The sequence below is a fragment of the Pseudoxanthomonas composti genome, assembly GCF_004122095.1.
Classification (GTDB): domain Bacteria; phylum Pseudomonadota; class Gammaproteobacteria; order Xanthomonadales; family Xanthomonadaceae; genus Pseudoxanthomonas_A; species Pseudoxanthomonas_A composti.
In genome coordinates this window covers 253,530-273,119 of record NZ_SAWZ01000004.1, presented here as the reverse complement: position 1 = coordinate 273,119, position 19,590 = coordinate 253,530, and the positions used below count along the sequence as shown (strand labels likewise).

The 19,590-nt window shown below is 67.5% G+C and carries 17 protein-coding genes and 1 tRNA gene; 5 read left to right on the top strand and 13 right to left on the bottom strand.

What is annotated here, in order from left to right; genetic code table 11:
- Positions 1–44: 44 nt before the first annotated feature.
- The 3 genes from EPA99_RS09625 (at position 45) to EPA99_RS18955 (ending at position 2,507) form a co-directional block, all read left to right on the top strand.
- Positions 45–668, top strand: coding sequence for a flavin reductase family protein (locus EPA99_RS09625; RefSeq protein ID WP_129471000.1), 624 nt, complete (start codon positions 45–47; stop codon positions 666–668).
- Positions 669–886: 218 nt separating this feature from the next.
- Positions 887–1,876 carry a L,D-transpeptidase family protein gene (locus EPA99_RS09620; protein WP_129470999.1) on the top strand — a complete coding sequence of 330 codons (990 nt, stop codon included), beginning with the start codon at positions 887–889 and terminating at the stop codon, positions 1,874–1,876.
- 22 nt (positions 1,877–1,898) lie between these two features.
- Complete coding sequence (locus EPA99_RS18955) at positions 1,899–2,507, top strand: M23 family metallopeptidase (protein WP_338325384.1); 609 nt, start codon at positions 1,899–1,901, stop codon at positions 2,505–2,507.
- A gap of 68 nt (positions 2,508–2,575) precedes the next feature.
- Here EPA99_RS18955 and EPA99_RS09610 read toward each other — a convergent pair whose 3' ends face one another.
- The 8 genes from EPA99_RS09610 to EPA99_RS09575 all read right to left on the bottom strand — a co-directional run bounded on the left by EPA99_RS09610 (position 2,576) and on the right by EPA99_RS09575 (position 11,418).
- Positions 2,576–3,373, bottom strand: coding sequence for a DUF2884 family protein (locus tag EPA99_RS09610; protein ID WP_129470997.1), 798 nt, complete (start codon positions 3,371–3,373; stop codon positions 2,576–2,578).
- Positions 3,374–3,427: 54 nt separating this feature from the next.
- Positions 3,428–3,958, bottom strand: coding sequence for a cupin domain-containing protein (locus tag EPA99_RS09605; protein WP_129470996.1), 531 nt, complete (start codon positions 3,956–3,958; stop codon positions 3,428–3,430).
- Between the two features lie 289 nt (positions 3,959–4,247).
- Positions 4,248–5,465 carry an RtcB family protein gene (locus tag EPA99_RS09600; RefSeq protein ID WP_129470995.1) on the bottom strand — a complete coding sequence of 406 codons (1,218 nt, stop codon included), beginning with the start codon at positions 5,463–5,465 and terminating at the stop codon, positions 4,248–4,250.
- A 67-nt stretch (positions 5,466–5,532) separates the two neighbouring features.
- Positions 5,533–6,654: a slipin family protein gene (locus EPA99_RS09595; RefSeq protein WP_129470994.1), complete on the bottom strand. Its 1,122-nt coding sequence runs from the start codon at positions 6,652–6,654 to the stop codon at positions 5,533–5,535.
- 454 nt (positions 6,655–7,108) lie between these two features.
- Positions 7,109–7,178: transfer RNA gene (locus tag EPA99_RS09585), tRNA-OTHER, on the bottom strand.
- A 732-nt stretch (positions 7,179–7,910) separates the two neighbouring features.
- A complete protein-coding gene (locus tag EPA99_RS09580; protein ID WP_129470993.1) occupies positions 7,911–10,094 on the bottom strand; it encodes a glycoside hydrolase family 3 N-terminal domain-containing protein in 2,184 nt (727 codons plus the stop codon).
- A gap of 109 nt (positions 10,095–10,203) precedes the next feature.
- Positions 10,204–10,359: a hypothetical protein gene (locus EPA99_RS18700; RefSeq protein ID WP_164978622.1), complete on the bottom strand. Its 156-nt coding sequence runs from the start codon at positions 10,357–10,359 to the stop codon at positions 10,204–10,206.
- A gap of 93 nt (positions 10,360–10,452) precedes the next feature.
- Positions 10,453–11,418 carry an aldo/keto reductase gene (locus tag EPA99_RS09575; RefSeq protein WP_129470992.1) on the bottom strand — a complete coding sequence of 322 codons (966 nt, stop codon included), beginning with the start codon at positions 11,416–11,418 and terminating at the stop codon, positions 10,453–10,455.
- Positions 11,419–11,604: 186 nt separating this feature from the next.
- On the opposite strand from EPA99_RS09575, the gene EPA99_RS09570 reads away from it, so the two are divergent.
- Positions 11,605–12,465: a class I SAM-dependent methyltransferase gene (locus tag EPA99_RS09570; protein ID WP_129470991.1), complete on the top strand. Its 861-nt coding sequence runs from the start codon at positions 11,605–11,607 to the stop codon at positions 12,463–12,465.
- A 44-nt stretch (positions 12,466–12,509) separates the two neighbouring features.
- Here the strand turns inward: EPA99_RS09570 and EPA99_RS09565 are convergent, their stop codons facing one another.
- From EPA99_RS09565 to EPA99_RS09555, 3 genes are all read right to left on the bottom strand, one after another.
- Positions 12,510–14,090, bottom strand: a complete 1,581-nt coding sequence (locus EPA99_RS09565) for a phospholipase effector Tle1 domain-containing protein (RefSeq protein ID WP_129470990.1) — start codon at positions 14,088–14,090, stop codon at positions 12,510–12,512.
- 12 nt (positions 14,091–14,102) lie between these two features.
- Positions 14,103–14,684, bottom strand: a complete 582-nt coding sequence (locus EPA99_RS09560; RefSeq protein ID WP_241688342.1) for a hypothetical protein — start codon at positions 14,682–14,684, stop codon at positions 14,103–14,105.
- A gap of 306 nt (positions 14,685–14,990) precedes the next feature.
- Positions 14,991–15,551, bottom strand: a complete 561-nt coding sequence (locus tag EPA99_RS09555; RefSeq protein ID WP_241688341.1) for a hypothetical protein — start codon at positions 15,549–15,551, stop codon at positions 14,991–14,993.
- A 276-nt stretch (positions 15,552–15,827) separates the two neighbouring features.
- On the opposite strand from EPA99_RS09555, the gene EPA99_RS09550 reads away from it, so the two are divergent.
- Entirely contained in the window at positions 15,828–16,394 is a 567-nt protein-coding gene (locus EPA99_RS09550; protein ID WP_129470989.1) for a pseudouridine synthase, read from the top strand.
- 61 nt (positions 16,395–16,455) lie between these two features.
- On the opposite strand, the gene EPA99_RS09545 is transcribed toward EPA99_RS09550, so the two are convergent.
- Together EPA99_RS09545 and hrpB are read right to left on the bottom strand one after the other, a co-directional pair.
- Positions 16,456–16,851 carry a hypothetical protein gene (locus EPA99_RS09545; RefSeq protein ID WP_129470988.1) on the bottom strand — a complete coding sequence of 132 codons (396 nt, stop codon included), beginning with the start codon at positions 16,849–16,851 and terminating at the stop codon, positions 16,456–16,458.
- Positions 16,852–17,067: 216 nt separating this feature from the next.
- On the bottom strand, positions 17,068–19,572 hold the full coding sequence (hrpB, locus tag EPA99_RS09540; RefSeq protein ID WP_164978621.1) for an ATP-dependent helicase HrpB: 2,505 nt from the start codon (positions 19,570–19,572) through the stop codon (positions 17,068–17,070).
- Positions 19,573–19,590 lie beyond the last annotated feature (18 nt).

Genomic DNA, 19,590 nt, shown 5'->3' with positions numbered 1-19,590 from the left:
CTTAAACTGGCCGTCTTCGTCTCGCCCGGCTTCGATCCCTCGCCATGCCGCAAACGCATTTCTACCGCCCGCGCGAAGGCCATGGCCTGGCGCACGACCCGTTCAAGTCCATCATCGCCCCGCGCCCGATCGGCTGGATCTCCAGCCTCTCGGCCGATGGCGTGCCGAACCTGGCGCCCTACAGCTTCTTCAACTGCTTCGGCAGCATGCCGCCGCTGATCGGTTTCGCCAGCGAGACCGAGAAGGACAGCCTGCGCAACATCCGCGACAGCGGCGAGTTCGTCTACAACCTGGCCACCCGGCCGCTGGCCGAGCACATGAACATCTCCTCGGCGCCGTTCGCGCCGGAGGTCGACGAGTTCGTCCGCGCCGGCCTGACCGCCGCGCCCTGCCAGGCGGTCAAGGCGCCGCGCGTGGCCGAAAGCCCGGCCAGCTTCGAATGCAAGGTCACCCAGATCATCCACCTGCAGCTGGCCGACGGCTCGCCCAGCCGCAGCTGGCTGGTGATGGGCGAGGTGGTCGGGGTGCACCTGGACCTGCAGTACGTGGTCGATGGCGTCTGGGACACCGCCGCGGCCATGCCGATCCAGCGCGCTGGCGGGACCGCCGACTACTTCCAGATCGGTCCCCAGGCGCTCTTCAAGATGACGCGGCCGACGCAGGCCTGAGCGAGTCCGGCAGGTGCCTGCGCAGGGAATCGCAGGACGCGCCGAGTGCGTGTGTGCTGCCAGTACGAACGGCGCGCTGACCTGTTCGCCCAGCGGTGTCGTCCACGCGACCTGTGGCGCGGTGCCGACCGCACGATGACCTGACCGAGCCTGGCCCGCCTCGTTCACATCGCCAGCGCAACCGCCGAAGCAGGATGCGGCCATCTTCGCTCTGCAGGATGTCCATGCGCTCCAATTCCCCGGCCGCCTTCCTCATCGCGCTGCTTGCACCCCTGGGTACGCACGCCCAGAACGCCACGTCCGCCGCGCCGGCGTTGACGCAGGCCAACGAGGCCACGGCCCTGCCCGCCGACCTGAAAAGCCCGGACAGCGCCCCGGCCAGGCTGCGCCTGCAGGTCCTGCTGGACCGCGCGCAGTTCGGCACCGGCGAGATCGATGCGCGCTGGGGCAGCAACACCGAGCGCGCCATCGCCGCGTACCAGGATGCGCGCCAACTCAAGCCCAGCGGCGCGATCGATGAGGCGACCTGGACCGCGCTCAATCAGGACGCCGCGCCGGTGCTGATGGAGTATCGATTGACCGCGCAGGACATAGGCAAGACCTACACCGCGGTCCCGGAGGACATGATGGCGCAGGCCAAGCTGCCGCAGCTGGGCTATGGGTCGTTGCTGGAGGAACTGGGCGAGCGCTTCCACGCCAGTCCTGCGTTGCTGCAGGCGCTCAATCCCGGTGCGGACCTGGGCCATGAGGGCACCGCGCTGTGGGTGCCGAACGTGAAGGCCGCCACGCCCGCCAAGGCGGCCTCGGTGGTGGTCGACAAATCCGACCTGTCCGTCACGCTGCGCGATGACAAGGGCCAGGTGTACGCGCGCTATCCCGCTTCCACCGGCAGCGAGCACGACCCACTGCCGCTGGGCCGCTGGAAAATCAAGGGCGTGGCGCGCGACCCGCATTTTCAATACAACCCCAAGCTGTTCTGGGACGCCGACCCCCGCCATGCCAAGGCCAAGATTGCGCCCGGGCCGAACAACCCGGTCGGCATCGTGTGGGTGGACCTGGACAAGCCGCACTACGGCATCCATGGCACACCCGAACCCGGTCACATCGGCAAGACCGAGTCCCATGGCTGCATCCGCCTGACCAACTGGGATGCCGCCGCGCTGGCCAGTGCGGTCAAGCCGGGCACGCCGGCCATCCTGCAGGAGTAGACGCATGTCGCCTGTGGGCCATATGCCCGTCCGGTCGGTCCAGCGCGTAATGCTCGCTGTCCTGCTTTGCATCGCGGTTGGCGCGTGCACGGCATCGCAGCAGCCCGCGCCCGTGGAGACCTCCGCCGAGCCGCAGCTTTCGACAGCTTCTGCACCGGCCAAGACGTCGGGACCTGCCACACCCTCGCCGGCATCGGCGGGCCCACTGCTGATCCCGGTGCAGGGTGTTGCGGCTTCCCAGCTCAGCGATACCTTCGGCGATGCGCGCGCCCAGGGGCGTGAGCACGATGCCATCGACATCATGGCCGCCCGCGGCACCCCGGTGCTGGCAGTGGCCAACGGACACATCGAAAAGCTGTTCACCAGCAAGCCCGGCGGCCTGACCATCTATCAGTTCGAGCCCAGCGGCCGTTATGCGTATTACTACGCGCACCTGGACCGCTATGCGGACGGACTGGCCGAGAAGCAGACCGTGCGCCGTGGCCAGGTCATCGGCTTCGTCGGCAGCACCGGCAACGCCAGCCCCGACGCCCCGCACCTGCACTTTTCCATCTTCGAACTCGGCCCCGAGCGCCAGTGGTGGAAGGGCACGGCGATCAATCCTTATCCCGTGCTCAGTCAATCGCAGTAGGCGCGCGCTGACGCCGTTGCTTGCGCGCGCTGGATCGGCGATGACGCGAGTCGATGCGAACGCCGGCGTCAGCGCGAGGTCAGGCGCTGCCCTGCGTCCTCGCCGTCCGTCTTGGGAGCCTGCAGCTTCATCAGTTCCAGCCGCTGGCCCTGTACGCGCACATCCAGGGCGCGCTGCAGGCTGTCAAGCGTCTGCACCTTTCCGCACAAGGCCTGGGCCTGGGCTTCCAGCACCTTGGAGCGCGCTTCGATGCGGGCGTCTAGCGCTTCCTCCAGCTTGTCGGCCCGGCGCTCCATGCGTCCGGCGCCACCGGTGAACACCGTCCACAGCACTCCGCGGGTCATCGCACCGGCCATCTCCTCGGCCGCCTGCTCGATCTCCGCCTCGAACTGCTTTTCGAAGGCGGCCTGCTCCCAGACGCCGCGCGCCAGGGTCTGGTCCAGGTGCGCCAGGGCGCGCTTGCGATAGCCTTCCAGCTGCTTGGTCTTGCGGGTGTTGCCGGTCACCACCTCCATGGCCCCGGCAAGTGCGTCGAAGCTGATGCCGACCGACTCGCGCGCGATCAGGTCGATCTGCGGCAGCATCTGCCGCGAGGTCGCCTCGATTCCGCGCAGGCGCTCGGCGTCGGCCTGGCTGACCTGGACCGGTTGCCCGTCCACGCGCAGCGCGCCGTCGTGCATGAACACCGTGCGCGGGCGATCGTCCTTGCGGGTCAGTTCCAATCCTGCCGCATTGATGCGCACGTCAAACGGCGTGGAAAAGCCGCACTGGTCGGAGGACAGGTTGATGCCCTTCTCATGGTCCCCGGCCTGCGCCAGCACGGGCGCAAGGGCGAGGGTCAACAACAGCAGCGAGGCATGGCGCATGACGCGGTCCTTGGCGTGGCGATGGGTGCAGCATCTGCTCGCGCTCGCCGGACTTCATGTCCGGGAAGTCACCGTGACCTTGGTCATGCGCATGCTCACTCGCCGGGATAGGCCCTGCCCGGTCACCGGATCATTGGGTGGATCCGGGAGCCGTGCGATCCGCTGCAGGATGGCGGCATCGGCCGCACCGCGCTGGACATCCCAGTCCTGGCCCTGCGGATAGGCGCCGACCACCTGGAAGCCATCGCGGTGTTCCAGGCAGCAGTGCCCGGTGCCTGCGGGCAGCACCAGCACATCGCCAGCGTGGACTTCGATCTGGCGGCCGCCCGGCCCGCCCAGCAGGAGCGCGGCGCTGCCAGCGAACACGCCGAGCACCTCATGCGCGGTGGAATGGTAGTGGTGGTAATCATAGACACCGTCGCGCCACTGCGGCGGCCAGCCGTGACGGGCGAACAAGGCCTCCAGGGCATCGGCCTGCAGTGCGCTGCCCTGAGCATCGCTGACGCCACGATGCACCACCACGGGTAGGTGGGGGTTGTTGGGCACCCAGTCGTGTGGCGGCAGCAGGAACGATTCTGTTCGCATGTTTCAGACTCCCGTGCGCAGGTCTTCCAGCGAGACTCTAGAAAGGACAGACACATAAAAAGCCTGTGATCTGCAGTGTCACGCGCGCGTGTAGAAGTGGCTTCCAGCCTCAGCGAGCAGGTCGCATGCACAGCACCTTGTGGGAGCGGCTTCAGCCGCGAAGAGGCTTTACCGGGAAAGCCCGTTCGCGGCTGAAGCCGCTCCCACAGCATGATCAAAGGGATTGTTCTAGCTGGAGATGTGAAGCAAAAAGCCGCCGCCCCGAAGGACGGCGGCTCTCAACGGGCTTTCACCCCTTGATGCACAACACCTGCCGCAGCGTGTGGACCACTTCCACCAGATCGGTCTGCGCGGCCATCACCGCATCGATGTCCTTGTAGGCGGCCGGCGATTCGTCGATCACCGCCGCATCCTTGCGGCACTCCACGTGCGCGGTGGCCTGGCGGTGCTCGGCCAGGGTGATGCTGGCGCGCGCCTGGGTCCGGCTCATGACGCGGCCGGCGCCGTGGCTGCAGCTGTGGAAGCTCTCGCCATTGCCCAGGCCCCGCACGATGTAGCTGCGCGTGCCCATGCTGCCAGGAATGATCCCCAGCTCACCCGCGCGTGCGCTCACCGCGCCCTTGCGGGTCACCAGCAGTTCCTGCCCGGCGTGCGTCTCCTTCTGCACGTAGTTGTGGTGGCAGTTCACCGCCATCCGGTCCAGCTGGAACTTCGGCAGCCGGTGGCGCAGCTCGGCCAGCACGCGCGCCATCATCGCCTCACGGTTCTCGCGGGCATAGTCCTGCGCCCAGGAGACCGCCTCGACGTAGTCCTCGAACAAGGGCTCGCCTTCCATGAAGAAGGCCAGGTCCTTGTCCGGCACGTGGTAGCCCAGCACACGGTGCGCCAGCTGCTCGCGCGCGCGCTCGATGAAATACGTGCCGATCAGGTTGCCGGTGCCGCGCGAGCCGCTGTGCAGCATCACCCACACCGCGCCGGCCTCGTCCAGGCACAGCTCGATGAAGTGGTTGCCACCGCCCAACGTGCCCAGCTGCCCATCGAGCTTGTCGGTGCGGATCTTGCGGTGCCTGGCCTTGATCGCCTCCAGCCGCGCCACCAGCCCGGACTGCGCCACGCGGGTGTGGATGCTGTCGGGCAGCTTGTGATGCTCGCCGCCGCGGCCATTGCCGACCGGCACGCTGCGCTCGATGCTGTTGCGCAGCTGCGCCAGACTGTCGGGCAGGTCCTCGGCCCGCAGCGTGGTGCGCACCGCGGCCATGCCGCAGCCGATGTCCACGCCGACCGCAGCCGGAATGATCGCGCCGCGTGTGGGGATCACCGACCCGACCGTGGCCCCCTTGCCCAGGTGCACGTCGGGCATCACCGCCACCCACGGCCCCACGAAAGGCATGGCCGCGATGTTGCGCAACTGCGCATGGGCCTGTGCTTCCAGCGGCACGCCGCGCACCCAGCCCTTGATCGGCGTGGCGCTGCCCTCGGCATGCAGCAGTTCGTAATGGGTACTCATCTGTTTCACCTTGATCCTTGGTTCGAAACCGCGCGCCTCGCATCGAAGCGAGGCGCGCGGGGGATTGCTACTTCAGCGTGACCAGCTGCTTGAGCACGCCGTCCAGGCCACCGAACACGGTCAGGCGATCGATCTTCTCGGTCACCTTCTCCAATGCTTCCAGCTCCTTCAGGCGCATCAGCACCGGGCTCTCCTCCACCAGCCTGGCGGTGTTGAGCAACGAGCGCGTGGCGTTGGCCTCCTCGCGACGACGGATGACATTGGCCTGCGCCTGCTTGTCCGCCTGCACCACGGCGTTGAGGATCTGCCGCATCTCACCCGGCAGGATCACGTCCTTGATCCCCACGCCCAGCACCTCCACGCCGAACGCATCGAGCTTGCCGCGCACGGCGGCGAAGATCTCCGCATCCAGCCCGGCCTTGTCGCCTAGCAGCTCGTCCAGGGTCTTGGACGAGACCGCCTTGCGCAGGCCGTACTGCAGCTCGCGGTACAGCTGGTCACCGTACTTGGCGACCTTGGTGCGCGCAGCGACCGGGTCGGTCACGCGCACGCTGGCGGCCAGGTTGACGCGCAGGGACACCTTGTCGCAGGTCAGCAGCTCCTGGCCCTGCACCTCGATGGCCTGCACGCGCAGATCCACCAGGTCCAGGACCACGTTCTTCTGGAAGTTCCAGAAGGCGGTGCTGCCCGGCGCCAGGGTGCGCGCCAGCTTGCCGTCGATGAACACCAGGCCGGCGAACTCGGCCGGCACGTCGGCGACCACCGCCTGCCGGGAGAGCACGCCGAGCTGACGCAGGCGCCGCATGACCTGGAGCGGGACTTCCAGATCCGCGGTCAGCGGCAGCGCGCGCACTTCCACCTCGACCGGACCGCGCCAGTACAGCTTGCGCGTGCCGGGCGGCAGGACGTCTTCGAGCTTGCCGTTCTTCATCACCAGGCCGACCTCCTCCGCGCCCAGGTTGGCCAGCACGAAGATCTCCGAAAGGCGCGCGCCCAGCGCGGCGATCAGCACCTCGGTGTCCTTGCCGGCGTATTCGGCCGGCACGGTCGAATGCACGCGCACCTCGATCTTGTCGGAGGGGTCTAACAGGCGATACACGCCCGGGTCGAGCACCCGCTGGAACTGACGATTGGAAAACATCAGGCCGCGCTCACCGTCACCGATCACGACCCGCTTGGTCCAGAACATGGCACTTTCTCCTTGTGGTCTGGTGTCGTCGATCCGGAAGCTCAGGTCCGCGCGCAGGATCGACGAAGGCGCGCGGCCAACACCTGCGGCAACACGCCGCAGGCACGGAAGAGGGTGGAAACACCCCTGCACGTCGGCCGCACGTAGCATGAGGCGCGCGATGTGCCGGGGCGGCGGCGCCTGGGAGCGCGCACCGCGATGAACTGCGATGCACTTGTCCGAAGCTCCGCTGCCGCGACCCACGCGGGCCCCGGCCCGGTGCGATCGCCGCTGCGCTGCGCCTGTCGCCCGGCATTCCATCGCCGATGCGACCCGCTTGCGCACGGGGTGTTTCCTGGGGGGGACTTGCGTCCCGGTGGCGTTACAGGCCATTGCGCTTGCGCGCGTGGAGCGGGATTCGAACCCGCGACAAACAGAATCAACTTCTGTCGCTCTACCCAACTGAGCTATCCAGTGGTGGGCGTTCCGGACTCGAACCGGACCCTCCGTACATGCCGGCGCTCTCTCCAGGTGAGCTACCGCCCGTGTCGCCGTGGCCGCAGCCGCGCGTGCTTCCGGCATACGCCACGGCAACGCCGCGCGCACCGGCCGGAATGACAATCCGGACCGTTGGAAACATCGGGCAATACGACCCCGATTACCCGCGAGCCAACGCGGATAATGTGGTGCGTCCGATCCTGTTAATCGGACGAGTTAATGTGAATTACCGTTCCGCGCTGCCCGCGTTGGAGCATCACCACGCGGCGCACATGCGCCGGTCTGCAGCCGTGCCCCTGCCTCAGGGCGTGCGCCAGCACGCCCCGGATGCTCCAGGGCAGAACCTGTCGGTTCCGGATCGAAAAAGGGTTTTCAGTGCGCGTGCGTGCGCTCACGCCAGGCCTTTGCGAATGCCGAAAAAAGAAAAACCCCCGGGTTTTCAAGGACCCGAGGGCATTCGCGTTGCCTCGGGAGATCGGGGTGGCCGACCTCCCAGGGGAGCATCGACCGCTAGACGAAGGCCGCCTTGCCGATGGCGTTGCCGCCATCGCGCATGCACGGCAGCAGCGCGCGCAGCAGCTGCGCGGGGCGTCCTTCGTGATGGCTTGGATAGCGGTTCATGGGGATAGCGTCTTTGTCGAAAATGGCAGGTCGGCCCTGCAATGGCTGCGCACGATACACACGCCGATTTACTTGCGCAAGCATTTTCTTGCGCAAGATTCGCCAGGAAGTTAATCGCGCCGCCCCGGCCGCAGGTCTGCGGCGGCGCAGGTGGGCTCTCAGTCGGCGGGCGGCAGCAGTGTGAATTGCGCGGCCTGGCCGCTGACCGAGGACGCGCACACCCATACGTCGAACAGCCCCGGCTCGGCGCCGAACACCATGTCCGTGCCGGTGAAGGCCAGCAGATGGCGGTCCAGCTGGAAAGCCACTTCCACCGACTCGCCCGGCTGCAGCGCGACCTTGCGGAAGCCCTTGAGTTCGCGCACCGGACGCACGCGGCTGGCGACGCGGTCGTGCACGTACAGCTGCACCACTTCCTCGCCCGCCACCGCGCCACGATTGCTCAGCATGACGCTGACGGTCAGGGTGTCGTCCCATCCGAGCTGCGCTGTGCTCAGCCTGGGGGTGCCGTACTCGAACTGCGTATAGCTCAGGCCATGCCCGAAGGCGTACAGCGCCTCGTGGGTGAACTCGCGCCAGCGCGACTTGAACTCGCGCATCTCCGGCGTTTCCGGGCGCCCGGTGCGCGGATGGTTGTAGAAGTACGGCTGCTGGCCCGAGTCCTGCGGGAAACTCACCGGCAGGCGCGCGGAGGGGTTGTAGTCGCCGAACACCACATCGGCCACCGCCGGACCGGTCTGGCTGCCAAGGAACCAGGTCACCAGGATGGCCTGCGCATCGCGCACCGCGCCCTTCAAGGCCAGCGCGCGGCCATTGCGCAGCAGCACCACCACGGGCGTGCCGGTCGCGGCCACCGCCTCGGCCAGGGCCTGCTGCGCGTCGGGCACGACGATCTGCGTGCGGGACTGGGCCTCGCCGCTGTAGCGCTGCGGCTCGCCGATGGCCAGCACCACCACGTCGGCCGCGCGCGCGGCCTGCACCGCTGCCTCCAGCCCGCCTTCGATCGGCGCCTCCAGTTCGCAGCCGGGCACGATGGTCAGCGCCGCCGGGTCGGCCAGCGCGTCGGTGAAGGCGCGATCCAGCGGCTGGTAGCGGGTCTTGTCGCCGAAGAGCGTCCAGCACCCTTCGATGTTGTCGCGGTCGGTGGCGAAGGGGCCGATCAGGGCGATCTTCTGGCCCTGCTTCTTCAGCGGCAGCAGCTGACCGTCGTTCTTCAACAGCACGATGGAGCGTCGCGCGGCCTCGCGCGCCAGCGCCTCGTGCGCGGGCAGGTGGGATTGGTCGGCCTCACGCGCCGGGTCGAGCGAGCGGTACGGGTTGTCGAACAACCCGATCTGCTCCTTGACCCACAGTACACGGCGCACGCCTTCATCCAGCGTGGCCATCGGCACCTCGCCGCTTTGCACCAGCGAGGGCAGGTGCTCGTCGTAGAAACGGCTCTGCATGCTGATGTCCAGGCCGGCGGTGAACGCCTTGCGGGTGGCATCGCGGTCGTCTTCGGCGTAACCGTGCGCGACCAGCTCCATGTCGGCGGTGTAGTCGGACACCACCAGGCCGGGGAACTGCCACTGCCCACGCAGCAAGTCGGTCATCAGCCAGCGGTTGGCGCTGGCAGGCACGCCGTTGATGTCGTTGAACGAGCTCATCACCGTGATCGCGCCGGCTTCCAGCGCGGCCTTGAACGGCGGCAGGTGCACATCGCGCAGGGTCTGCTCGGAGATGTCCACCGTGTTGTATTCCATGCCACCGGCCACCGCGCCATAGGCGGCGAAGTGCTTGGGCGTGGCCAGCAGGGCATCGTCGGCGGTGAGGTCATCGCCCTGGAAGCCGCGTACGCGCGCGACGGCAAAGGCGCAACCGAGCACCACGTCCTCACCGGCGCCCTCGGCCCCGCGGCCCCAGCGCTGATCGCGGGCGATGTCGATGGCCGGGGCGAAGGTCCAGTGCAGGCCGGCGGCCGTGGCCTCCACGGCAGTGGCGCGCGCGGTCCGCCGCGCGAGCTCCGGTTCGAAGCTGGCCGCTTCGCCCAGCGGGATCGGAAACACCGTGCGCATGCCATGGATGACGTCCGCAGCCAGCAGCAGCGGGATGCCCAGGCGGCTCTCCTCCACCGCCACGCGCTGGGCCTCGCGGCCCTCGGCGGCGCCCACGCCGTTGAACAGCGACCCCACGCGGCCGGCGCGGATCTGGTCCAGCACCTCGGCGGCGCCCTGCGCGTTGACCTCCGGATTGATGTCCGGGATGAACGGCCGTACCGCGTCGGCGAAGATGCCCAGTTGCCCTACTTTTTCCTCGACCGTCATCTGTGCGATGAGGGCCTCGATCCGTTCAGAAGTTGCCATCCGGCCTGCCGTGTAAACGTTTACATGCATTCTACGCCATGTAACGTGGCGCTTTGCAAAGAGGCAAGGCTGCCCGCGACGCCGCCGGATGTCGAGTGCATTTCGACTTTTAGCCCAGTTGGGCCGGGATCTCCTCGTCCCGCCGCGGCGCCGGGTCGCCGGCCTGGGCCTCGGAAACACGCTCACCGGGCGCGGTGGGCGGCCAGCTCTCCTCGTCCTGGGGCGGTGTGGGCGCCACGTCCCGGTGCAAGCGCTGGATGTTCATGCCGTCCTCCGGTGGCCCGTGCCGGGGCCCGCTGTGCAGAGCTGGCGGCAGCGTCCCGCCCGAGCCGCTAAGCGCCCGTGACAGACATCGGGCTCACGGCGCGCTGGCGTCATCCAGGGCGGCGATGTCCGCCTCGCTCAGGCGCAGGCGGGCCGCGCCCAGGATCTCCCGCAGCTGGGCCGGCGTGGTGGCGCTGACGATCGGGGCGGTCACCGAGGGCCTTGCGATCAGCCAGGCCAATGCCACCTGCGCCGGGCTGGCCGACTGCGCGGCGGCCACCTGGTCCAGCGCCGCCAGGATGCGCTGGCCGCGCGGGTTGAGGTAGCGCTGGACCACCTGCTCGCCGCGCGCGCCGCTCTTGCCCGCGTCGGCGTCGGTGCGGTACTTGCCACTCAAAAAGCCGCTGGCCAGGGAGTAGTAACTGATCACGCCCAGGCCCTCGCGCTGGACCAGCGGCTCCAGCTCGGCCTCGTAGCCGGCGCGGTCATAGAGGTTGTACTCGGGTTGCAGCGACTCGTAACGCGGCAGCGCCTGCGTGCCCGAGGCTCCCAGCGCGTCGGCCAGCCGGCGCGCCTGATAGTTCGAGGCGCCGATGGCGCGCACCTTGCCCTTCTCGACCAGCCGCGCCAAGGCGCCCAGCGTGGCCTCCAACGGGATCGAAGGGTCGTCCTCGTGGGCCTGGTAGAGATCGATGGTGTCGATGCCCAGCCGCTGCAGCGAGGCATCCACCGCCGCTTCGATGTTGTCCGGCGACAGCCCCGGACGCTCGGCCCACTTGCCCACCTTGGTCGCGATCAGCACCTGATCGCGCTTGCCGCCGCGCTGCTTCAGCCACTGGCCGATCAGCGCTTCCGACTCGCCGCCCTGGTTGCCCGGCACCCAGGACGAGTACATATCCGCGGTGTCGATCATGTTGAATCCGCCATCGACGAAAGCGTCCAGCAGCGCCGCCACTTCGGCTGGTTCCTTGACCGACCAGCCGAAGACATTGGCACCGAACACCAGCGGTGCGATCGACAGGCCGCTTCGGCCCAGCGCGCGGTAGGAGGGGGATGACATCGCATGCTCCTTGGATCTGCATCGAACTGGAGCACCAGCTTAGGCGCCAGCGGTTAAGGTCCTGCGTACCGCGCAATCGCCTTCGATGACGGGTGCGGCGGTTTCCTTGCCGCGTGTGCCACCTTGGTCGAATGCCGGCCGCTGGCCACGTGCTAGGCTCCGGCCTCCTCTACTGGGAGTGTCGCCATGCGTCGTTCGCTTCGCTTGAGCCTGTGGGCCACCCTGGCCTGGTCTGGAGTCGCCGGTGCGCAGTCGTCCGAAGCCGAAACCGGCAGCGCGGTCGCCGCCGAAGCCGCCGTGCCCGAGGCGCTGCAACGTGCCATCGCCGGCAGCTGGCGCGAGCCGGCCAATGTGGCGCGCGACCGCTACCGGCACCCTGGCCCGACGCTGGCCTTCTTCGGCATCAAGCCCACCGACACCGTGGTGGAGATCACGCCCGGCAATGGCTGGTACAGCGAGATCCTGGCGCCCTACCTGGCCAAGGATGGTCGCTACATCGCCGCGGTGGTGGACCCGGCCGCCGAGCCGGAAGGAAAGCGCGACTATCCGGCACGTGCACGCGCCATGCTGGAGAAGAAGTACGCCGCCGAGCCGCAGCAATACGCCAAGACCGCCATCGTGGCCTATGCCTCCAACGCGCCGGTGCTGGGCCCGAAGAACTCAGCCGATGCAGTGCTGACCTTCCGGAACGTGCACAACTGGCGCATGGCCGGCAAGGCCGAGACGATGTTCAAGGCCTTCTTCGACGTGCTCAAGCCCGGCGGCACCCTGGGCGTGGTCGAACACCGCGCCAACCGCGACGTGGACGATGACGACAAGAGCGGCTACGTCAGCGAGCAGCAGGTGCAGGCGCTGGCCGAAGCCGCTGGCTTCAAGCTGGCCGGCAAGAGCGAGGTCAACGCCAATCCGCGCGATACGAAGGACTACCCCGGTGGCGTGTGGACCCTGCCGCCGACCAACCGCCACGACGCGGTGGACAACGCCAAATACCAGGGCATCGGCGAAAGCGACCGCATGACCTTGAAGTTCGTGAAGCCGGCTTCCTGAGACAAGGCGTTCTGTGCCGAGGAGTCGGCAGGGAATGCGTTGCCCTACTGCATGCGCTGCTGCGGCGGCGCATGTTCCTGTTGGCGCGACTGGACAGCAGCATCCTGTTGGCGTGCGCGCTCGAATTCGTTGAGTCCGCGCGCTGACTCCTGTACCGCTGGGGCTGGCTGCGACAGATCCACCGCGGCGCGAAAGCCCGGCGTTTGACCAACGACCCAGAGCTTGCCGTTCGCTTCCTGCACCCCCTTCAGGCTCTCCGCCTCGATGCCGGCCTGGCGCGCGCTCAAGGTCAGCTGCATCAGGCGATCATCCCCGGCATGTTGCGGCGGCATGCGTTCGCGCAGCGCATCGTGCAGTGCCCAGTCCTTGCCGCTCAACGACGGCGTGGGTGCGGAGATTTCCGACTGTTGCGCAAGCCGATCCGCGGGCTGGCCTGGCGGCGCCTCCCCGATCTTCACAGGGCGATACTCGAAGCGCGCCTTCATCGCCGGATCGACGGGTTCGGCGTTATAGGCATCCACAACCTTGTCGACTCTGTCCTTGGGCACCAGGCGCTGGATATAGCCATCCTCGGATTGGCGGTCCACCTTGCTGCCGAGCCGATAGAGCAGCATCCCCTCCTCGGAGCGGTGCACGACATTGCGGCCCGGTTCCAGCGGCTCGGCGCGCTTTTCCAGGAAGGGCCGGTCGCTCAGGGAATTGAGGTAATCGGTCATCAGGTTGCCGCTGCGAATGGCCAGTCCATCGCGGTGGTAGCTGCCGCCGACATCCGAATGCGCGCCCGCCACCACGACGCCCAGGAAACGGCCGTCCTCGCTGGCGCCGGGGTCGATGATGTGGGTGGACTTGAACAGGCCGCGATGCTCGTCGGCCGCGATGATCTGCACCCCTGAAATCACCGAGGGCGGCAGGCGCCGGTCCTTCTCGTTGACCGGCACGCCGGTGCCCACCGGATCGAACAGCGCCACCGCCTGCGGGATCTGGCCGGGGGGCACGAGGGGCGGGATGTCGGGGTTGAAAGTCGGTGACCCGATGATGTTGCCTTCGCGATCTCGCCTGTACTCGACGGCTTCCGGTTTCTGGATTCCACGTTCGTGGAGCAATCGGGCGAAGCCTGCCGCTTGTTCCGCGCCGCGGCTGAAGCCCACCGTTGTCACGGAGATCTCCACGTCAGGATTGCTGCGCTGCCACCTGGCGGCCTGGTCGATAAAGACTTTGTACATCTGCTCCAGGCGTTGGTCATAGGTGTGCCCACGAGCGCCATCGAGTGTTCGTGCAACAAAGTCATCCTGTGTCCCGGGACCAGGAACATAGCCGACCCTGATGTTGGTGAGGCCGTCCTCGTTCCGCCGTTCGATCTGATCCCTGAACTTGGCAACGTTGGTAGCGTGCTCGGGGTCCTTGTCCGCGTCATTTCCAGTGCCATCGAACGCAGCAACGAACATGCGCTGATTGGGCTTGTCCAACTCGATCAGTACCGGCGCGCTGAATCTCCCCAACTGCCCAGCCGCTTGCCGATACGAATCGAGCTGTGCCTGGTCCGCGGCATAGTAGGAGACGCCATCAGCGAGTAGGCCGTCTTTCTCCGGCTTGTGCGGTTCGCCATCCTTCCTTGTTCCGCCCACGGGGTGCTCTCCTTAGTAGGTCTTGCTCCAAGCCAGAACGATATCGTCCCTAAAATGGCTGTTGGGGTTCCCGGGGATCTGCTCGCTCTTGGTTGGGATAAGCATCTGCATGTAAACCGACACGGTCCTGTCGTTCACTTCCACGATGATCAGCGGCTCGCCTGCGGGTCCCTTGAAGGCTTTCTCCGGAATCTCATCAAGCGGTGTCGAGTGCAGGACGAGCTCGTTCTTGAATATCTCGGACAGATCGACTTCAGCAGTTAGGTCCGCACCGGATTTGGCTTTCCATTGGATCTCCACGGGACCCGGGAAATTGCGGATTCCAATGAACGGTGCGCCACCCCAGTTCTGCTTGTAGTCAGCGCCCACTGGCGCGGGCGTCGCCCGACTTACCGCGGTGCGGGTCGTATTAGCGCCGTTGTAGAGCACATGGCAATCGAGGGTGTTGTAGCAGTGGGCCTCGAAATTATGCTGCTTGAAACGCAGTGGATAGGTTTCAGGGTCGCGCGTGGATACGCTGGCTGTCGCTTGATTTGACATGGCGGTCTGGCAACCTGCAATGAGGAAAACGGAAGCGGCGAGAAAAATTGGCAAGCCACGTGCCCTGGTGCTTGTGGGCGCAGCTGAACGCCGGGGAGTACACGGCATAGGAGTCTCCAGATTCCATGGACGGCATGTTGCACACACTCCGCTTGGAGTGGATTGGACCCTATCCCGGCCCGGCTGAATGGTTACGGTAGGCGCTCGCTTGAGGCGCGTCAACTTGCAACACGTCCTGCGCATGCGAGAGACGACTTCTCCCGCTAGGCAACCGCTCATTTGCGCGATGCGCATTGCAGTGAATGATCTTCAACTAGCTGCTGATAAGGCTCGCGGCTGGCTTTAGGTCCAAGGTTCCGTCTAGTAAGTCTGGCGCCACGCCTCGATCAGATCATCGCGAAAGTGGCTGCGACTGTTTCCGGCGATCTGAGGCTCCTTGGTGGGGATGAACATCTTCATGTAAACGGTGACGGTCCTATTATTCACCTCAACGAAGATCTCGGGTTCACCGGCGGGTCCTTTGAAGGCCTTTTCGGGAATCGCTTCAATGGGTGTTCGATGAAGAATCAGTTCGTCCTTGAAAATCTCGCTCAGGTCGATCTGGGCACGATGCGAGTGACCGTCTTTGGAGGTCCAGTCGATCCGTACAGGACCAGGGAAATTTCGGACACCCAAGTAGGAAGCGCCGCCCCACTTTTTCTTGTAGTCATCCGAAGGCGGTGGCGGCGATGGCTTCCCGGTGCCATACAGTGTGTGGTTCGTGTGGTCGTAGATGACCTGGCAATCCAGCGTGTTGTAGCAAAGCGCCTCAAAGTTGTGCTTTTTGAAACGCAACGGGTAGGTGTCCGGGTCGCGCCCAGTCGCCGCCGCAGACGCTTCACCACATGTGGCCGCTTGAGTCCACGCGATGAGCAGGACCACCCAAGCGATCCAACTGAGAAGAACGCCTTGCCTGCTGGTGCTGGCAGACACAGCCAGGGGCGGGCGTTGGTGCGGCATAGAAATCTCCAAGCTCCATGGATGGCGCGCCATCTCGTCGCTCGTCGGGACTGGGTGAGCTGCGCTTCGGCTCCAACCTGTGCCCGAACTTGAGTGTTCGATGCCAGCCCGTCAATCGCTGTGCGAACGTCGAAAGAGGTAGGAATCACGGCCTTCCTGCGACGGCATAATGGCGCCTCGTTTCCCACGTTCGCCGACGTGCTCATCGCCTTCAACAAACCCTTCAACGTGCTGTGCCAGTTCACCGATCGCAGCGTTCCGCCGCGGCGGACGCTGGCCGAGTTCGGGTTGCCCAAGGCGGTGTATGCGGCCGGGCGCCTGGACTACGACAGCGAGGGCCTGCTGCTGCTCACCGACGATGGTGGGCTGGCGCATCGGCTGACCGATCCGCGGCATAAGCAGTCCAAGCGCTACTGGGTGCAGGTGGAAGGCACGCCTACGCAAGCGCAGCTGCAGGCGCTGCGTGCGGGGCCTACGTTGAACGATGGCCCCACGCGGCCGTTGCAGGTCGAGGTTTTGGCGCAGACACCCACATTGTGGGAGCGCGAACCGCCGGTGCGCTTCCGCAAATCGGTGCCCGATACCTGGCTGGCCATGACCCTGCGCGAGGGCCGCAACCGGCAGGTGCGGCGCATGACGGCCGCGGTGGGCCTGCCGACGCTGCGCCTGGTACGTGCGTGGATGGGAGGGATCGGGCTGGAGGATCTGCAGCCCGGCCAATGGCGCATCGTCCAGGCACCCAACGACCGCGTGGCCGGACCCTGACGGCGCAAATGCGAAAGGCCGGCGAATCGCCGGCCTTTCGCTTTCAGTCACTGCGTCGCACTCAGCCTTCGTCGGTCGGCGTGATCGCCACTTTCTTCGGCGCGCGGGCGCGACGTGCGGCATTGCTGCGCTCACGACGCTGCAGGCGCTCGACCTCACCGTCGATCGTGCCTTCCTGTTCCTTCTTGCGCTTGCGGTAGACCGCATAGGCGATCAGGCCCGCGCCGGCGACGGCGGCAGCGGCCACGGCCGCCGGATTGCGGCGAGCGAACTTGCCTGCCACGCGCGTGCCGGTCTTGACCGCACCCAGCGCCGCACCGGTCTGCAGCAGATGACCTGCACTACTGCCGGCATCCTTGATGCTGTGGCCGGCGGTCCGCAGGCCGCTGCCGGCCTGATGGATGAGTTCCAGCGCCTGTTCCAGCGCACGGTCGCTGAGATCCGTGATCCTGCTCATGGCGATTCCTGTGGTGATGGGGAGACACGACGCAGTGTCTCGATCGGGGCGTCTAGGGCGTGTGTGCACGGTCACTGCTGTTTTGACGCGGGCTGAACGGGACGACGGCGCGGGGCATGACCGCGCCGCGACCGCGCGCCGTCGCCTGGCTTGTGGAACCGGGCAGCGGCGTGGAGGTCGCGCATGATCCTGCACCCTGCTATCGAAGATCGTTACCTACGTGCCGCGCGGCTTGGCGCGATGGGTCGCCGTGGCGTTCCACGGGTCGTCCGGCCATGGATGGCGCGGGTAGCGCCCCTTCATCTCCTTGCGCACCTCGGCATAGGTGTTGGCCCAAAAGCTGCGCAGGTCCTGGGTGACCTGCAGCGGCTTGCCGCCCGGCGAGAGCAGGTGCAGGGTCAGGGGCACGCGGCCATCGGCCACTCGCGGCGTATCGCCCAGGCCGAACAGCTCCTGCAGCTTCACCGCCAGCACCGGCGCGCGCGGACTGCCGTCATGCTCCACGCTGTAGTCGATGCGGCGCTCCAGGCCGGAAGGCACCTGGATGCGGGTGGGCGCCCACGCATCGATACGCTGGCGCAGCGACCAGTCCAGGCCCGATTTCAGCGCCTCGCCCAGCGCGGACTCGTCCAGTGCATCCAGCCGGGTCTTGCCGCTGAACGCCGGGGTCAGCCAGGTTTCCAGAGACTCCATCAGCGCAGCCTCTGACAGATCCGGCAGGCCCAGTTCCGGCATCCACGCGCGCAGATTCTGCACGCGGGCATGCCACTGGCGCAGGTTGTCGGTCCACGGCAGCGCGCCTAGGCCCAGATCGCGCACCGCCTCGGTCAGCGCGGCGGCGGCCTGCGCCGGGTCGACGCGGCCGGCCGGACGCGCGTCCAGCACGATGGCGTCGAAACGGGTCTCGCGCTGCGCCACCAGCGCGCGACGCTCGGCATCCCAACGCACATGGTCGGCGGTGGAAAAGCGCGTGGGAAATGCCTGCCGAAGGGCGGTTTCATCGACCGGGGCGCCGCGCAGGATCAGGCCATCGCGCGATTCCAAGCGCATCTCGCTGGCCACGATCCACGGCTCGCCACGCAGGCTGCTGTCCTCGAACACGCGCGCGGTGCGGCCGTTGCTCAAGGCGTAGCGCAGCGGGTCGCTGGCATGGCGATAGCCGATGCGGTCGGGAAAGGCGTGCGCCAGCAGGTCGCCCAGCACGTGGGCTTCCAGCTCGGGCGGGGCGCTGGCGTCCTCGCGCACGCGCCGGCGCCATTGCCGGGCGGCGGCGTCGATGGCCGCCAGCCCGCCGCGATGGGCATCGCCCGGCACCCGGCCGTGGCGAAAGGCCGCCAGTGCACGCCAGCGCGCGGCGAGGCCGTCGCCGGCCTGGCGCAGCGGGTCGCGCGCTTCGACCAGTGCCGCCAGGTCGCAGGCCACCGCACGCAGTGGGCCGGCCGGCGCAGCCTGCAGCATCGCCGCCAGCCGCGGATGCGTGCCCAGGCGCAGCATCCCGCGGCCGGCTTCGGTGATCGCGCCGGCATCGGTCAGTGCGCCGAGCTTGCGCAACAGGTCGCGCGCGGCGGCCAGGGCGCCGGGCGGTGGCGCATCGGGGAAGCGCAAGTCGTCGCTGCCCCAGGCCGCCAGCTCCAGCGCCAGCGAAGCCAGCTCGACCTGCGCCATCTCGGGGCGACGCTGCGGCTCCAGCCGCTGCGAGGCCGGCCATAGCCGCCAGGCAACGCCCTCGGCCACGCGACCGGCGCGACCGGCGCGCTGGTCGGCCGAGGCCTGGGCGATGTTGACCACCTCCAGCCGCGAGAAACCGCTGTTGGGATCGAAGCGAGGCTCGCGTGCCAGGCCGCTGTCGATCACCACGCGCACCCCCGGCAGGGTGACCGAGGACTCGGCCACGTTGGTGGCCAGCACCACCCGGCGGCGGCCGTCCGGATCGGGCTGCAGCACCTCGGACTGGCGCTCGACCGGCAGCTCGCCGTGCAGGGCCAGGACCCGTGTGCTGCCCAGGGCGTGGCTGTGACCCAGCGCGGCCTCGACGCGGGCGATCTCCCGCTGTCCGGGCAGGAACACCAGCAGATCGCCCGGCTGTTCGGCCAGGGCCTGTTCGACCGCGCGACGCACCTGCGATTCCAGGGCCTCTTCGCGGCGCGCGGGAAAATGCGAGACGGTCACCGGAAAGCTGCGGCCCTGGCTGGTCAGGCGCGGCGCGTCCAGCCACTGCGACAGGCGCTCGCCATCCAGGGTGGCCGACATCACCACCAGGCGCAGGTCCTCGCGCAGGCCCGACTGCACGTCCAGCGCCAGGGCCAGGCCCAGGTCGCCGGCCAGGTGGCGCTCGTGGAATTCGTCGAACAGCAGCGCGCCGACCTGCTCCAGCAGCGGATCGTCCTGCAGCATGCGGGTCAGGATGCCCTCGGTGACGACCTCGATGCGGGTGCGCGCGGAGATCCGGTTCTCGAAACGGATGCGATAGCCGACGGTCTCCCCGCAGGCCTGGCCCAGCTGGCTGGCCATGAACCCGGCCGCCGCGCGGGCGGCCACCCTGCGCGGCTCCAGCATCACGATCCTGCGGCCCTGCAGCCACGGCGCATCCAGCAGCGCCAGCGGCACCTGGGTGGTCTTGCCGGCGCCGGGCGGCGCCTCCAGCACCAGGCGGGGATGTTGGGCCAGCGACGCGCCGATCTGCGGCAGCAACGCGGTGATGGGAAAGGACGGCGTGGACATTGCACACAAGGATAAGGG

Excerpts from the sequence above, each read along its gene's own strand:
- EPA99_RS18700 (WP_164978622.1), bottom strand. The coding sequence starts at position 10,359 with ATGAACATCCAGCGCTTGCACCGGGACGTGGCGCCCACACCGCCCCAG.
- EPA99_RS09620 (WP_129470999.1), top strand. The coding sequence starts at position 887 with ATGTCCATGCGCTCCAATTCCCCGGCCGCCTTCCTCATCGCGCTGCTT.
- EPA99_RS09625 (WP_129471000.1), top strand. The coding sequence starts at position 45 with ATGCCGCAAACGCATTTCTACCGCCCGCGCGAAGGCCATGGCCTGGCG.
- hrpB (WP_164978621.1), bottom strand. The coding sequence starts at position 19,572 with ATGTCCACGCCGTCCTTTCCCATCACCGCGTTGCTGCCGCAGATCGGC.
- EPA99_RS09595 (WP_129470994.1), bottom strand. The coding sequence starts at position 6,654 with ATGTTCTGGACCAAGCGGGTCGTGATCGGTGACGGTGAGCGCGGCCTG.
- EPA99_RS18955 (WP_338325384.1), top strand. The coding sequence starts at position 1,899 with ATGCCCGTCCGGTCGGTCCAGCGCGTAATGCTCGCTGTCCTGCTTTGC.
- EPA99_RS09580 (WP_129470993.1), bottom strand. The coding sequence starts at position 10,094 with ATGGCAACTTCTGAACGGATCGAGGCCCTCATCGCACAGATGACGGTC.
- EPA99_RS09575 (WP_129470992.1), bottom strand. The coding sequence starts at position 11,418 with ATGTCATCCCCCTCCTACCGCGCGCTGGGCCGAAGCGGCCTGTCGATC.
- EPA99_RS09605 (WP_129470996.1), bottom strand. The coding sequence starts at position 3,958 with ATGCGAACAGAATCGTTCCTGCTGCCGCCACACGACTGGGTGCCCAAC.
- EPA99_RS09545 (WP_129470988.1), bottom strand. The coding sequence starts at position 16,851 with ATGAGCAGGATCACGGATCTCAGCGACCGTGCGCTGGAACAGGCGCTG.
- EPA99_RS09600 (WP_129470995.1), bottom strand. The coding sequence starts at position 5,465 with ATGAGTACCCATTACGAACTGCTGCATGCCGAGGGCAGCGCCACGCCG.
- EPA99_RS09610 (WP_129470997.1), bottom strand. The coding sequence starts at position 3,373 with ATGCGCCATGCCTCGCTGCTGTTGTTGACCCTCGCCCTTGCGCCCGTG.
- EPA99_RS09570 (WP_129470991.1), top strand. The coding sequence starts at position 11,605 with ATGCGTCGTTCGCTTCGCTTGAGCCTGTGGGCCACCCTGGCCTGGTCT.